Consider the following 15008-nt stretch of genomic DNA (forward strand, 5'->3'; position numbering starts at 1 on the left):
CTTCTTTATAAGTGAAATTACTATACAGGTTCTTAAAACTCTTTTACTAGTAGCTAACTTATAGGGATCTAGTATCAGCCTATAAATTTACTGTTTTATGATAGAGTTTTAACTATAATAATTTCACTCATAGTCAGAGTATTTTCGGTACTCCGGTAGAGACTCTCAGACCATATTTCTGAGTATATATGAGTGATTTTTTATTTATAATTTTGTATACAATTTGTATAAGTTGTTTATTAATTTATCAAATTTTCGAACTTGTGTCAACAATTTTATACGAATTTATTTTTTATTGAGCAATTTATACTATCATATACACTTTTTATGGATATATTAGCATTTTTAGCTATAATCCTACACTCTTCATACTCAGGTGTAATTTTTATAATTTTATCTTTATATGACCCTATCTTAATAGTAACTTCTCCAAATTCACAATCTAACTTTTCAAATCTTCTTTTCAAAACGTTTCTATTGTACCTTTGATATCTAACTCCAAAGGTCGTTGTTTCCATTAATATTATCTCAATAAACTTTTCTAAATCTATTTCTTTACATAATACTGATAACTTAATAGCTGGTCTATTTTTTTTCATGTATATACTCTCTGTATATACATCTAAAGCACCTTCTTCTATTAATTTTTCATATAAATATGAAAATATTTCTGAAGACATATCATCAATATTAGCATTAATTTCATAGATTATTGACTCTTTTTTTTTATACCCAAAATAGTCCTTAACATATTAGGTATTTCAAATTTATTATGTCCTATGCCATAACCAATTTGACTTACTTCAAATTCAACTATATCAACAAATTCATCACACAAAGTCTTTATTATCGCTGCTCCTGTCGGTGTAGTACATTCTCCTTTTACTGTATTAAACTTAACCGGTACACCCTTTAAAATCTCAATAGTAGCTGGAGCAGGCACAGGCATTGTGCCATGATCACATTTTACAAATCCCGATCCAACAGGCACAGCAGTTGAACAGATTTTATCAATATTTAACAAATCTATTAATATTGAACATCCAACTATATCTACAATCGAATCTATAGCTCCAACTTCATGAAAATGTATTTTATCAATAGTAGTTCCATGAACTTTTGCTTCCGCTTCGCCAATAGTCATAAAAATATTTTTTGCTCTTTCTTTTATACTATCATTTAAAGATGAATTATCAATGATATCAAATACATCTACTAAATGTCTATGTGCATGACCTTCTTTTGCTACAACATTTACATTAGTTCCAACTATACCACTTTCATTTTTTTGACTTATTTCTATACTAAATTCATCTTTAAGATTGAGTTTACTCATTTCTTCTAGAAATATTTCTTTAGAAACTCCTAGGTTTAATAAACTTGCAATAGTCATATCTCCAGATATCCCATTTACAATGTCAAAGTATAAAATTCTCTCCTCCATGCTAATACCTTCTTTCAAATTAGTCTAGTTTATTTATGGTAGCAGCTAAATAACCAGCTCCAAATCCATTATCAATATTTACTACGGATATGCCTGAAGCACAACTATTTAACATTGTTAAAAGGGCTGATAATCCTTTAAAATTCGCTCCATATCCAACAGATGTAGGTACAGCTATAACAGGAACATCAACTAATCCACCTACAACACTAGGTAGTGCTCCTTCCATTCCTGCTACTACTATTAATACCCTAGCTTCTCTTATTATATCTATTTTATTAAATAATCTATGTATTCCTGCAACCCCTACATCATAAACTCTTTCAACGTCATTTCCTAAAAATTTAGCAGTATAGTAAGCTTCATCAGCAACAGGTATGTCAGATGTCCCCCCTGTAATAACTACTATCTTACCTTTTCCTATATTATTTATTGGCTCATTTTGTATTTTTAACATTTTAGATAATTCTTCATATTCACATTCTGGATAAATCTTTTTTACTTGTTCATAAGTTTCTTTTCTACATCTAGTTCCTAATATATTTGATCCTTTTTCACTCATCTTATTTATAATCCCTAAAATATGTTCATCACTTTTTCCCTCACAGTAAATAACTTCAGGGTATCCATTTCTTATTTGTCTATGATGATCTATATTTGCATAACCTATATCTTCGCAAGACAAATTTTTAAGTTTCTCCATAGCTAAATCTATATCTATATCATTATTTTTTACTTGTTTAAGTAACTCTCTTATATCCATAAATACCCCCTTCATTATAATTCGTTTAAAATAATTCTATCATACTAAGCATACCTTTTCCACCAATCCAAATTTATATAATTTTTCCTAATATATAAAACTAAAAAGAGATAGCCTAAACTTAGGCTATCTCTTTTTAGTTTTATATAAATAAGTTAAATAATCTACTTTAAGATTAAGTGTTCATAAAAGGATTTTTAACTAATTTACATCATTGGAGGCATTCCGCCACCCATTCCTGGAACTGGCTCAGCTTCAGGTAAATCTGCAACTGCAGCTTCTGTAGTTAAAAATACACCTGCTATAGACGCAGCGTTTTGTAAAGCTGTTCTAGTAACCTTAGTTGGGTCAACTATTCCTTCTTCTATCATATTTACATATTTTTCATTTAAAGCATCGAATCCAACCTCTGCTTCTTCACTTATAACATTTTGAATTATTACAGCACCCTCAAGACCTGCATTAATTGCTATTTGTCTTAATGGCTCTTCTAATGCTCTTCTTATTATCTTAGCTCCAACTTTAAGTTCACCTTCAAGTTCGTCAACTAATTTATCTACAACTGGGATTACACTAACTAATGCAGTTCCTCCTCCAGCAACTATACCTTCTTCAACAGCTGCTCTTGTTGCATTTAAAGCATCTTCTATTCTTAATTTTCTTTCTTTCATTTCAACTTCTGTAGCAGCTCCAACTTTTATAACAGCTACTCCACCAGCAAGTTTAGCTAATCTTTCCATTAATTTTTCTATATCAAATTCAGAGGTAGTTTGCTCTATTTGATTTTTTATTTGAGCAACTCTATCTTCTATAGCTTTTTTATCTCCAGAGCCATCTACTATTGTAGTAGTTTCTTTAGTTACTTTAACAGATCCAGCTCTACCTAGCATAGATAGATCAGCTTCTTTTAAATCATATCCTAACTCTTCAGATATAACTGTTCCTCCTGTAAGTATAGCTATATCTTCAAGCATAGCCTTTCTTCTGTCCCCAAATCCTGGAGCTTTAACTGCAACAACTTCAAATGTTCCTCTTAATTTATTAACTACTAATGTAGATAAAGCTTCACCTTCTACATCCTCTGCTATTATTAATAATTTTTTACCTTGTTGAACTATTTGCTCAAGTACTGGCAATATATCTTGAATATTAGTTATCTTTCTATCTGTAATTAATATATATGGATCATTTAAAACAGCTTCCATCTTATCTACATCTGTAACCATATATGCTGAAACAAATCCTCTATCAAATTGCATACCTTCAACAGCATCTAATTCAGTATGCATAGTTTTAGATTCTTCAACTGTAATTACTCCATCTTTACCTACTATCTCCATAGCTTCTGCTATTAAATTTCCTACTTCTTCATCTCCTGCGGATATAGATGCAACTTGAGATATAGATTCTTTTGTCTCTATAGTTCTTGATTGTTTCTTTAATTCATCTACTGATACCTCAACAGCTTTTTGTATTCCTTTTCTAAGTAATACTGGGTTTGATCCTGCTGTTACATTTTTTAAACCTTCTCTTATTATAGCTTGAGCAAGAACAGTTGCAGTTGTTGTACCATCTCCTGCAACATCATTAGTTTTTGTAGCAACTTCCTTAACTAATTGAGCTCCCATATTCTCAAATCTATCTTCAAGCTCTATTTCTTTTGCTATTGTAACACCATCATTAGTTATAAGAGGTGCTCCAAATTTTTTATCTAATATAACATTTCTTCCTTTTGGTCCTAATGTTACCTTAACTGTATCTGCTAATTTATTTACACCAGCTTCTAATGCTGATCTTGATTCTTGTGCGAATTTTATTTCTTTAGCCATCTCTCAATATCCTCCTTTAAAATTTACTCAACTACTGCTAGTACTTCATTTTGTTTTAATATTATATATTCTTGACCTTCTAGTTTAATTTCTGTTCCAGCAAATTTAGAGAAAATTACCTTATCTCCAACTTTTAATTCCATTTGTATTTCTTTTCCATCTACTATTCCACCAGGTCCTACTTCAACAACTTCAGCAATTTGAGGTTGTTCTTTAGCTGAACCAGGTAAAACTATACCACTTGCAGTTTTTTCTTCTGCTTCAACTTTCTTTATAACTACTCTGTCAGCCAATGGTCTTATCTTCATAATTATCCCTCCTAATGAAATTTATATATGTAAATTTAAAATCGGCAATCTTATCACTCTTTTAATAAGAGTGCTAACAGTTTTATAATATCTCAAAATTTTTTATTTTTCAATACCTTTAAACTGATTTTTTATATTTTTTATGCGATAAATTTTTATCTACATCGACATAATTTCTCTCATATTTTTTATATTATAAAATTGGAGAAAATAACCTTGCAACTGATTCTGTCCATTTTTTTATAAAAGGCCTTTTTTCAAAATCTTCAAGATGTATTTCCTCACTATTTTCTAAATCCTCACAAAAATCCTCTGTAATCTTATTTATTATTTCTTTATCATACATAAATGCATTTATTTCAAAGTTAAGCATAAAGCTTCTTAAATCCATATTAGCAGATCCTGTAGATGATATCTTATCATCTATAATTACTACCTTAGAATGTATAAATCCTTTTTTATATAAGTAAACTTTTCCTCCAGACCTTAAAATATCATCAAAATAAGAATAAGATGCTTGATGAACTATTTTATGGTCTGCAATGCTTGGAAAAATAATCCTTACGTCTACTCCACTTAAAGCTGCGCTTTTTAAAGCTCTCAGTAAGCTATCGTCTGGTATAAAGTAAGGAGTTTCTATATATACTCTCTCTTTAGCTTTACATATTGCAGAAAAATAAGCATAATGTATAGCTTCCCAATCACTATCCGGCCCTGTTGCAACAACTTGTATCATAGAATTTCCTTTATCTTCTAACCTTGGAAAATATCTTTCACTAAATATCATTTCTTTAGTAGTGTAATACCAATCTATTAAAAATACCATTTGTAGCATATAAACAGAGCTACCTTCAATTCTTACATGAGTATCTCTCCAATATCCAAACTTTTTATTTTTACCCATGTATTCGTCTCCTATATTTATGCCTCCTGTATATCCTATGTAGCCATCAATTATAGCTATCTTCCGATGGTTTCTATAATTTAGTTTTCCTCCTATTATAGGAAATTTAGCTGGTAAAAATGGAACTATTTCTATTCCTTCATTTCTCATATCTTTAAAGAACTTTCTATGAAACCAAAATCTCCAGCAACCTACATCATCATACAGTATCTTTATACTGACTCCTTCTTTTGCTTTCTCTATAAGAAGATTTTTTAATTTTCTTCCAATCTCGCTATCTTTTATTATAAAATACTCTAAATGTATATGATCTTTAGCATTTTTTATATCTTCTATTAAATTTTTAAACTTCTCATTCCCATCTATAAAGATTTCAACACTATTGTTAGTTGTAAACGGAAATTTTCCAGTATTTAATAATAAACTTATTACTTTTTTCTTTATTCCTTCATAAGAATTATCCTTTATAACCTCATCATTATTTATAGCACTTTTTTCAAGATCTACTAATTCCTCTATAGATGCTAGATTTTTAAGTAAGTTATGTTCTCTTATATCTGTTGCTAACTTCTGTGTCTTAAATATCTTTCTCTTTCTTATATTTCTTCCAAGTATCGCATATATCACCAGCCCAACTCCTGGCAATAGTAAAAAAATCAATAGCCATGCCATAGTTTTAGCCGGGTCTCTATTTTGAAGTATTATATTCATAGATACTATAATGCTTGCTATATATGAAATTGATACATAGCTCAAAATAAATATGTCTAAAACACTCATGCTACCTCCTTAAGTTATCTTCCTATGCCTAACTCTCTAGCATAATAAAACAAATATTGTTGTGCAAAACCTGATAAATCTCCAAACTTATCTATTGCATACTTTCTTATTTTAGGTAAACTCATATCGTCTTCTACATAAAATTCTTGCATAACCCTTTTAACCCAAACATCAACTGGGAAGGTATCATACTTTTGCATTCCAAATAATGCGATGCAGTCCCCAACTTTAGGTCCTATACCATTAAACTTAAGTAGTTCTTTTATGCAGTCTTCTGTACTTAAATTTCTATAACTATAAACATCATCATTATTTTTAATAACTTCTTCTGTCGTAGATTTTATATATTTATCCCTAAATCCAGTAGAACAAGCTCTAATTTCTTCTATTGATGCTTTACTTAATTGTTGTGGAGTTGGAAAATCATAATAATCTTCGCCTTCATAGCTACCTATATAAGTTCCATATTCTCTTGATAAATTTTTTATAGCTTTTTGTATCATAGGAATTCTATTATTAGATGATATTATAAATGATATTATCATCTCCCAAGGATCTTGACGTAATAATCTTATACCCCAACCAAATTCTGTAGCCTTTTCTAAATACTCATCCATATTTCTTAATTCATTTTTTATTTTTGAATAATCTGTATCTAAATCAAAATAATCTTTCCATATGTTGTTAAAGTCCTCTAAATTAGTATTCTTTAAATAAATCGTATCTCCTTCTCTAGATACATTTATAACTCTTCCTTTTGCCACACCAGTATATGATCCATCACCTTGATCCTTCCACCTAAAGCATTGCCCACATTCAAATATATGCTTTGGATCAAAATCCGATACTCCTTCTAAAATCACTTTATTATCTTTTTCATATATTTTCATATTTTATTCTCCCTTGATTAAAGTTTATACATTTAATTTTACCCATATTTCATTAAAATTAAATTAACTTTTTCAATACAAATTTAATTTAAAAAGTCTAGAGTAGAATTGATAAATTTTTTTTGTTAAAATACAGGAAACATTATTTTTTTTAGAAGGTGATTATATGAATAATAGAGGTGTGTTTATAGCTATCGAGGGCCCTATAGGTGTGGGGAAAACAACTTTAGCTAATATACTAAGTAATCATTTTAATTATACATTACTTAGAGAGATAGTTGAAGAAAACCCATTCCTTTCAAAATTTTATACAGATATAAAAGAGTATGCTTTACAAACAGAAGCATTTTTTCTTTTTAATAGAATAAAACAACTTGAGGATACAGAAAGACATATTTTAGAATCTGGAATTGGTGTGGTTAGTGATTATCATATCATTAAAAATTTAATATTTGCAGGCATAACACTTGATAATATGCAATTTTATAAATATAAACAAATGTATAATATTTTTATTAATGATTTACCCCAACCAGATATAATTGTTTATCTTAATTCAAAAACAGATGTTTTAATGAATAGGATAGCTATGCGTGATAGAAGCTTTGAAAGACAAATGGATAGAAACTATATTCATCAGTTAAGAAATGAATATAAGTATTATTTTGATCCATTATCTATAAAACATAATTTTGTAGGTAAAAAACCAATAGTTATTGAAATCGATAATTCTAATTTAGATTTCTTAAATAATGAAAATGATAGAAAGTTTTTAATAGAGAAAGTTGAAAGTGCAATTAATTCCCTAGGAGGTCAATTTAATGTTTAAATTGGTAAACCAATGTAATAAACCTTTAAATAGAGACTTATTTATAACTGTAGCTGGAAATGTTGGAGCAGGTAAATCGACTTTAACAAAATTAGTTGGAGAAAAATTAGGTTTTGAAACTCACTATGAACAAGTTGATGAAAATCCATATTTAGAGGACTTTTATAAAGACCAAAATAAGTGGGGGTTTCACTTGCAATTATATTTTCTTGCTCAAAGATTTAAACAGCAAAAGGAAATAGATAGTAATGGTCTTAATAACATTCAGGATAGAAGTATTTATGAAGATGTAGAAATTTTTGCTAGAAATTTATACGATAATAAAAAAATGACTAAAAGGGATTATATAACATACAGGGATTTATTTAATGATATGGTCCCTCATCTTAGAAGACCTGATTTAATGATTTATTTAGATGGATCAATAGATACTATAATAAGTAGAATAAATCTTAGAGGAAGGGATATGGAGAAAGCTGTAGATTTAGACTATTGGGTTAATCTACACAATAGATATGAAAATTGGATAAGAGAATATGATCAATCTCCTGTTCTTTATGTCAACATAAACGAAGTTGATTTAGTAAATAAACCAGAGCACTTAGATTTATTGTGTGATGAAATAAAAAGACTTTTAAACATATAAAAAAAGACTCCTTAAGGAGTCTTTTTTTATAATAAGAAACTTATTAGTATTACTGCTGTTAAAATTTGTAATATACCTACAAATAATCCATATAATGAAACTTCTTTTCCCTGCTTAATAAGATCTTTAAAATTAACTCTAAGTCCTATTGCCGCTAGTGCTATTATTTCTAGCTTACTACTTAATTCTTTTGCTACATGTGAAACTTCAATTGGAATTAAATTCATAGAAAATAATGCACATGTTACAAAGAATCCTATTACATACCAAGGGATTTTGATCTTTTTATTTACTATTTCTACTTCTTCTTCTTTTAATATTTCTGCATTTGTTTTATTTTTTAAATGTCCAAATACAAATACTACAACAACTAATAATATAACTCTAACTATTTTAAATATAGTAGCTAAGTCTTTTGTAGCTTCATTGACCATCGCTCCACTTGCTACAACTTGACCAACTGATTGCAGCGTTCCACCTATTATAGCTGAAGTTTTTATCAATTCATGATTATATAGTATACCTGCTAATACAGGTAACAATAACATTAAAACTACACCTGTAACATTAACTATAGTAATAGCAATTCCTTTTTCTTTATCATCCGCATCTATTACCGGTGCAGTTGCTCCTATTGCAGACGATCCACAAACTGCATTTCCACTAGCCATTAAATATCTAAAGTTCTCGCTAAACCCTAATTTTTTACCTATATATATAGCTCCAACTATTGTTACAGCCATTTGTATAACTATAAATATTATTCCACCTAAACCTAGTTCCATTATTGTAGATACACTTAGAGTCGCCCCTAAAAGTACTATTGAATATGATAATAATTCAGTCTCTGAAAATTTATAACCTTCATGAAATACTTTTTTATTTAAGAAAAGATTTCCTAATATCATACCAAGGAATATAGAAATAGTTGCTGCGCCCAGACTTGGCACAAATTTAGATAAGAAAATACTAATAAATCCTATTATTGTCGATACTATTAATCCTGGCAATATTTTATTTACTTTTTCCATATATTATTTCTCCTAATTTTCATCTTATTTTTCCTAAAACAGTATACCAAATTAATTATTATTGGTAAAATAGATATATATCATGATAACCATTACTAAACTTAATGGTTATTTAAAAGGAGGTTTTATAATTGATAGAAGAATTCAAAACTTTTATAGCTGTTGTGGAACATCAAAACTTTACTAAAGCAGGAGAAAGTATAAATTTATCTCAACCAACAGTAAGTACCCATATTAAAAATCTAGAAATTTATTTTAATACAACTCTTATAAACAGGTCAATTAAGCAAAAAACTATTTCTATAACGGATAACGGATATCTTTTATATAAAAGAGCACGCGAAATAATAAGTTCAATAGAATCTATTAAAGATGAAATAAATAGTATTTCTAACTCCATAAAGGGGCACATAAAAATAGGAACTAGCCTTACGATAGCAGAGTATTTTTTACCTGATTTTTTATCTATATTTTCAACAAAATATCCTGATATAGAAATTGAAATGATAGTTGAAAATACACATAAAATTTGTGAAAAAGTGAAAAGTTCTAATTTAGATATAGGTCTTGTTGAAGGAAGCTTGTCTTCTTTTGATTTTAATCAAAACTTTTTTTATGAAGATAAAATGGTGTTAACTTTTTCGCCAAAGACTGAGATTGATCCTGAAAACTTCACTATTAATTCAGTAAAAAGTAAAAAGTGGATTGTAAGAGAAGAAGGCTCCGGAACTAGAGAATATCTTAATATATTCTTAAGTAACAATAAAATAACACCTCTTCAAATAATGGTATTAGGAAGCAATCATGCAGTAAAAGAAGCTGTTAAAAATAACCTAGGTGTTTCTATAATATCTAAATTAGTTACAGATTCAGAAGGTGATTCTTTATGTACTGTTAACTTAAATGATACATATAATAGATATTTTTCATTTATCACTCCTAAAGGAATAAAATCTTCAAATACAACATCTCTATTTATAAATGAACTTGAAAAATATTCAAAATCAAGAAGCTAGCTTTAATTTATAGTAAAAAAATAATGCCATAAATTTATGGCATTATTTTTTACATCCCTAATTCTTTAAATTCTCTACTTCCTGGTTTAACTAATTCAATTTTACCTTCTTCGCATAATGGGCAGTTGTCAGCTTCATAAACTTTTATATCTAGTTTTATAGCACTATATATAGGCATTCCTATATCATGATTAGTTCTATCTGCTATACAAGCAACCCCTATAACTTCTCCACCTAATTCTTCTAATGCCTTTTTAGTTTCGATAGTAGATTTTCCAGTAGTAACAACATCCTCAGCTATTATTATTTTTGCCCCTGGTTTAACTTCAAATCCTCTTCTTAGTTGCATTTGTCCATCTTTTCTTTCTGTAAACACTGATTCTTTCCCTAATTGTCTTCCTAATTCATATGAAACTATGACCCCTCCCATAGCAGGTCCAACAACTAAATCTATATCTAAATCTTTTATTTGATCAACTACCGTGCTTAAAACTTTTTCTGCTTGATTTGGAAATCTTAATACCTTTGCACATTGTACATATCTATTACTATGCTTTCCTGAAGATAATAAAAAATGTCCTTCTAATAAAGCATCACATTCTTTTAATATTTCAACAACATTTACATTACTCATAATTTTATTCTCCCTTTTAACCTCAAATTTGATTTTTTCATATTAGTCTATATAAAACTATTTTTCCTAAATTTCTTATCAAATAATTCCTCTAATTTCATCCAAAGAATCTATTCCTTCTTCTTTCATATAATTTTTTATTCCTTCTATAATATCTATTCCTATTCTAGGATTTATAAAATTAGCCGTTCCAACTTGAATGCATGTAGCTCCAGCCATTATAAACTCTATTGCATCTTGCCAAGTTGTAATTCCTCCCATACCCATAACAGGAATATTTACAGCTTTACAAACTTCATGTACCATTCTAAGAGCTATCGGTTTTATTGCTGGTCCAGATAATCCTGCATATACATTTTCAAATACTGGTTTTTTCTTATTTATATCAATAGCCATAGCTTTAAATGTATTTACTAAAGATATCCCATCTGCACCTTCTTCTTCACAAACCTTAGCCATTCCAATTATATCCTCTGCATTTGGAGATAACTTAACTATTAGAGGAAGTTTCGTTTTTGATCTTACTGCTCTTACAACTTCTCTTGCAACCTCATTTTTTATTCCAAATGCCATTCCTCCTGCTTTTACATTTGGACAAGATATATTTAGCTCTATCATATCTATTGGTTGGTCATTTAATAACTCTACACCTTTTATATAATCATCTAATGTTCCCCCACCTAAGTTTGCAATTCTAACCGTATCTATATCTTTAAAAAACTGAAGTTCATTTTCTATAAATCCCTTTACTCCTGGATTTTCAAGTCCTACACTATTCATCATTCCTGATGGAGTTTCAAAAACCCTTATCCCTTTATTTCCATCTCTCTTTTCTAGCGTAAGTCCTTTGCTACTTATACCTCCAAGTTTGTCTATATCGTAAATTTCTGCATATTCTTTTCCGAATCCAAAAGTTCCTGACGCCATAATTAAAGGGTTTTTAAACTCTATATTCCCGAATTTAACATTCAAATTAGTCATTAAATATCACGTCCTCTCCCCAGAACACTGGCCCATCTTTGCATGTTTTTTTATTTCCAGACTTTGTTTTACATGTACATACTAAGCAAGCTCCTACACCACAAGCCATATGGTTTTCTAGTGATACCATTATTTTAGTGTTAGTTCCTTCTGTCATTTTAACTAGTTTTTCCATCATAGGTGTTGGTCCACAAGTTAATATATAATCATATTTTTCAACATCTAATATATCTGTAACAAATGTGTTCCCTAATGCTATATTTACTTCATTACAAACTTCTTTAAATTCCTCTTCTAATATAGCTTCTTTTCTATATCCTAAATATGCATCACAGCTTTTAATATTTTTAGCTACTAAATATAATGGTGCTACTCCGATTCCACCACCTACTAAAGCAACTTTTCCTTCTACTTTTTCATATCCGTTTCCATATGGACCCTCTAATTTAATAGAGTCATTAGGTTTTAAATTACTGAAAATTTTAGTGCCTTCTCCAACTACTTTATATAAAAAAGATATTCCTTCTTCGTCTATATCATGTACACTTATTGGTCTTGATAATAAAGGATATGTGTCCCAAGCTCTTAACATATAAAACTGACCCATTTTAGCCTTGAAGTTCCCTTTTACTTTCATAAAATACATGTCTTCCCCAACATATCTATTTTCTAAAATTTTATACATTACATATCCCCCTTTATGTCGTACATAACTTTACCGTTTCTTATTGTCATCAATACTTTCCCTACAATTTTTTGCTTATCAAATGGATTATTTTTACCTTTAGATGTAAATTTTTCTGTATCTATAACTTCATCACAATCTGGATTTATTAAAACTAAATCTGCTCTTAGTCCTTCTTCGATTAAGCCTTGATTTAATCCTAAAAGTTTAGCAGGATTTAAACTCATCATTTCACTTAATTTATTTAAAGAAATTTCATTTTCACTAAACACCTTGTTTACCATTCCAAAAGCTACCTCTATATTAGATATTCCAGGTGAACCATTTTTCTTATCTTCTTCAGTATGAGGCGCATGGTCTGTTCCAATCATGTCTATATATCCATCTTTAATTCCTTGAATAAGATATTTCATATCTTCCTCCTTAGCAAAAGATGGATTTACTTTATAGTCCAGTCCATATCCATATATATGATGTGGCCCTACTTCACAAGTAAATTTATATCCATTTTTTTTATATTTTTTTATCTCTTCTAAAGTTTCTTTTAAACTTATATGGCATATATGAAGGTTACCCCCCACTTTCTCGAGAAGTTTTAAATCTCTTTTTACTATTATTTCTTCCGGCTGACAATGAGTCAATACTTTAAAATCTAGTTCTTTTGAAAGCTCTAATACGTCTTTCATTATATCTTCATCATGAAGTGTGTATCCATCATCAGAAAATAATTGAGTATATTTCCTCATACTTTCTATATCTATCATTTCCTGACCTTCTAGATTTTTAGTTATTGCGCATACTTGGTTTATATCACATAAGTCTAATGTTTTAGCTTTATCTAAGATATACTCCATAGTTTCCTTATTGTCACAAGCTGGTTTAGTATTTGCCATAGGACATAATACTGTAAACCCACCTTTTAATGCAGCCCTTTGACCCGTTTCTAAATCTTCTTTGTGAGTTAATCCCGGATCTCTTAAATGTGTATGCATATCTATAAACGAAGGCATTAATATATAATTTTCTCCATTTATAATTTTTGCATCTATCGAGTCTATATTTGTATCAATTCTAGAAATCTTACCATCTTCTACAAGTAAATCACTTTTAAAATCTTTATTAGCATCAACTATTCGTGTGTTTTTTATTAAAATCTTATTCATTTGCATCTACCCCCAAAAGTTTCATTATTAAGGCCATTCTTACGTACATACCAAATTTAGCTTGGTCAAAGTAAACAGCTCTTTTATCTTTATCAACCTCTGTATCTATTTCATTCACTCTTGGCAATGGATGCATAACTAACATATCAGATTTTGCTTTTTTCATTTTTTCAGCAGTTAATATATAATAATCTTTTAATCTTTCATATTCATCTTTATTTTCAAATCTCTCTTGTTGAACTCTAGTCATATAAAGTACATCTAATTCACCTATAACTTCATCTAAGTTATTAGTTTCTATATAATCATGACCTTTTATAGCCTCTTTTATATAATCAGGCATTTTTAATTCTTCGGGCGCTATAAATACAAACTTAGTATCTTTATATCTTGACATAGCCTTAACTAAAGAATGTACTGTTCTTCCATTTTTTAAATCTCCACATAATCCGATAGTGTGATTTTCTAATTTTCCTTTAAGTGATTTTATTGTAAGAATATCTGTAAGTGTTTGAGTTGGATGTTGATTTCCTCCGTCTCCTGCATTTATAAATGGTACTCTAGCGAATCTTGAAGCTTCCAAAGCTGAACCGGCTCTTGGATGTCTCATAACTATTGCATCAGCATAACAAGATACTGTTTCCATGGTATCTTCTAAAGTTTCTCCTTTTGCTGTAGATGATGATTTTGGTTCTGAAAAGCCTATAACTCTTCCACCTAATCTATTCATTGCGGCTTCAAAACTGAATCTTGTTCTTGTTGATGGTTCATAAAATAAGGTCGCTAGTAAATTGCCTTCACAAACACTTGAGTATTTTGACGGATTGTCAATTATATTTTGAGATAATGATAGAATTTCATCTATTTCATTTATCGAAAAGTCTTCTGGTTGGATTAAATTTCTTCCTTTTAATTTCATCTTATATGTCCTCCTTTTTTAGCCTCTCTGGACTAAATTTAAAAGTTTTTTAATTTTTTCTTTTATAGTAGCTTATCACCTTTAGCAATCGATGTCAATATAGCTTTTAACTTTTTCTCTACTAGTTATATGTATAAAAAAAGGACATACCAAATACAAATGATTAAGGAAAATATGCATAATTAT

Annotated in this window: 16 protein-coding genes and 1 riboswitch; of the genes, 3 read left to right on the top strand and 13 right to left on the bottom strand. The window is 29.1% G+C overall.

The genetic code is table 11. The features are described 5' to 3' along the window. Positions 1 to 110 precede the first annotated feature (110 nt). Positions 111 to 212: riboswitch (purine riboswitch) on the bottom strand. Positions 213 to 275: 63 nt separating this feature from the next. The 7 genes from larC2 to ATCC9714_RS15130 all read right to left on the bottom strand — a co-directional run bounded on the left by larC2 (position 276) and on the right by ATCC9714_RS15130 (position 6918). Next, entirely contained in the window at positions 276 to 680 is a 405-nt protein-coding gene (gene larC2, locus ATCC9714_RS17760; RefSeq protein ID WP_054632011.1) for a nickel pincer cofactor biosynthesis protein LarC2, read from the bottom strand. Positions 681 to 709: 29 nt separating this feature from the next. After that, a complete protein-coding gene (gene larC / locus ATCC9714_RS17765) occupies positions 710 to 1444 on the bottom strand; it encodes a nickel pincer cofactor biosynthesis protein LarC (RefSeq protein ID WP_057545780.1) in 735 nt (244 codons plus the stop codon). 19 nt (positions 1445 to 1463) lie between these two features. Then, the gene (larB, locus tag ATCC9714_RS15110) at positions 1464 to 2207 is read right to left on the bottom strand and encodes a nickel pincer cofactor biosynthesis protein LarB (RefSeq protein ID WP_021121773.1); all 744 of its coding nucleotides are present in this window, start codon (positions 2205 to 2207) and stop codon (positions 1464 to 1466) included. Between the two features lie 206 nt (positions 2208 to 2413). Next, positions 2414 to 4036 carry a chaperonin GroEL gene (groL, locus tag ATCC9714_RS15115; RefSeq protein WP_057545781.1) on the bottom strand — a complete coding sequence of 541 codons (1623 nt, stop codon included), beginning with the start codon at positions 4034 to 4036 and terminating at the stop codon, positions 2414 to 2416. Between the two features lie 23 nt (positions 4037 to 4059). After that, positions 4060 to 4344, bottom strand: coding sequence for a co-chaperone GroES (locus ATCC9714_RS15120; RefSeq protein ID WP_054631999.1), 285 nt, complete (start codon positions 4342 to 4344; stop codon positions 4060 to 4062). Positions 4345 to 4537: 193 nt separating this feature from the next. After that, positions 4538 to 6028, bottom strand: a complete 1491-nt coding sequence (gene cls, locus ATCC9714_RS15125; RefSeq protein ID WP_057545782.1) for a cardiolipin synthase — start codon at positions 6026 to 6028, stop codon at positions 4538 to 4540. Between the two features lie 14 nt (positions 6029 to 6042). Further along, positions 6043 to 6918: a DNA-3-methyladenine glycosylase family protein gene (locus ATCC9714_RS15130; protein WP_021127465.1), complete on the bottom strand. Its 876-nt coding sequence runs from the start codon at positions 6916 to 6918 to the stop codon at positions 6043 to 6045. Between the two features lie 166 nt (positions 6919 to 7084). Here ATCC9714_RS15130 and ATCC9714_RS15135 point away from each other — a divergent pair, with 166 nt between their 5' ends. Then, the gene (locus ATCC9714_RS15135; RefSeq protein WP_057545783.1) at positions 7085 to 7747 is read left to right on the top strand and encodes a deoxynucleoside kinase; all 663 of its coding nucleotides are present in this window, start codon (positions 7085 to 7087) and stop codon (positions 7745 to 7747) included. Further along, positions 7740 to 8393 carry a deoxynucleoside kinase gene (locus tag ATCC9714_RS15140; protein ID WP_021122160.1) on the top strand — a complete coding sequence of 218 codons (654 nt, stop codon included), beginning with the start codon at positions 7740 to 7742 and terminating at the stop codon, positions 8391 to 8393. Before ATCC9714_RS15135 ends, ATCC9714_RS15140 begins: the two co-directional genes overlap by 8 nt. A 26-nt stretch (positions 8394 to 8419) precedes the next feature. On the opposite strand, the gene ATCC9714_RS15145 is transcribed toward ATCC9714_RS15140, so the two are convergent. Beyond that, the gene (locus ATCC9714_RS15145) at positions 8420 to 9424 is read right to left on the bottom strand and encodes a YeiH family protein (protein ID WP_057545784.1); all 1005 of its coding nucleotides are present in this window, start codon (positions 9422 to 9424) and stop codon (positions 8420 to 8422) included. A gap of 131 nt (positions 9425 to 9555) precedes the next feature. Between ATCC9714_RS15145 and ATCC9714_RS15150 the strand changes: the two genes are divergently transcribed. Continuing rightward, positions 9556 to 10440: a LysR substrate-binding domain-containing protein gene (locus ATCC9714_RS15150; protein WP_057545785.1), complete on the top strand. Its 885-nt coding sequence runs from the start codon at positions 9556 to 9558 to the stop codon at positions 10438 to 10440. A gap of 49 nt (positions 10441 to 10489) precedes the next feature. Here the strand turns inward: ATCC9714_RS15150 and pyrE are convergent, their stop codons facing one another. The 5 genes from pyrE to pyrB all read right to left on the bottom strand — a co-directional run bounded on the left by pyrE (position 10490) and on the right by pyrB (position 14822). Beyond that, positions 10490 to 11074, bottom strand: coding sequence for an orotate phosphoribosyltransferase (gene pyrE / locus ATCC9714_RS15155; RefSeq protein ID WP_021122156.1), 585 nt, complete (start codon positions 11072 to 11074; stop codon positions 10490 to 10492). A gap of 78 nt (positions 11075 to 11152) precedes the next feature. Further along, positions 11153 to 12055, bottom strand: a complete 903-nt coding sequence (locus ATCC9714_RS15160) for a dihydroorotate dehydrogenase (RefSeq protein WP_057545786.1) — start codon at positions 12053 to 12055, stop codon at positions 11153 to 11155. After that, a complete protein-coding gene (locus ATCC9714_RS15165) occupies positions 12048 to 12740 on the bottom strand; it encodes a dihydroorotate dehydrogenase electron transfer subunit (RefSeq protein WP_057545787.1) in 693 nt (230 codons plus the stop codon). The genes ATCC9714_RS15160 and ATCC9714_RS15165 overlap by 8 nt, the downstream gene beginning before the upstream one ends. After that, positions 12740 to 13903: a dihydroorotase gene (locus tag ATCC9714_RS15170; protein WP_057545788.1), complete on the bottom strand. Its 1164-nt coding sequence runs from the start codon at positions 13901 to 13903 to the stop codon at positions 12740 to 12742. Before ATCC9714_RS15170 ends, ATCC9714_RS15165 begins: the two co-directional genes overlap by 1 nt. Further along, positions 13896 to 14822, bottom strand: coding sequence for an aspartate carbamoyltransferase (gene pyrB / locus ATCC9714_RS15175; RefSeq protein ID WP_021127458.1), 927 nt, complete (start codon positions 14820 to 14822; stop codon positions 13896 to 13898). The genes ATCC9714_RS15170 and pyrB overlap by 8 nt, the downstream gene beginning before the upstream one ends. Positions 14823 to 15008 lie beyond the last annotated feature (186 nt).

Source organism: Paraclostridium sordellii, from assembly GCF_000953675.1.
In the GTDB taxonomy this organism is placed as follows: Bacteria; Bacillota; Clostridia; order Peptostreptococcales; family Peptostreptococcaceae; genus Paraclostridium; species Paraclostridium sordellii.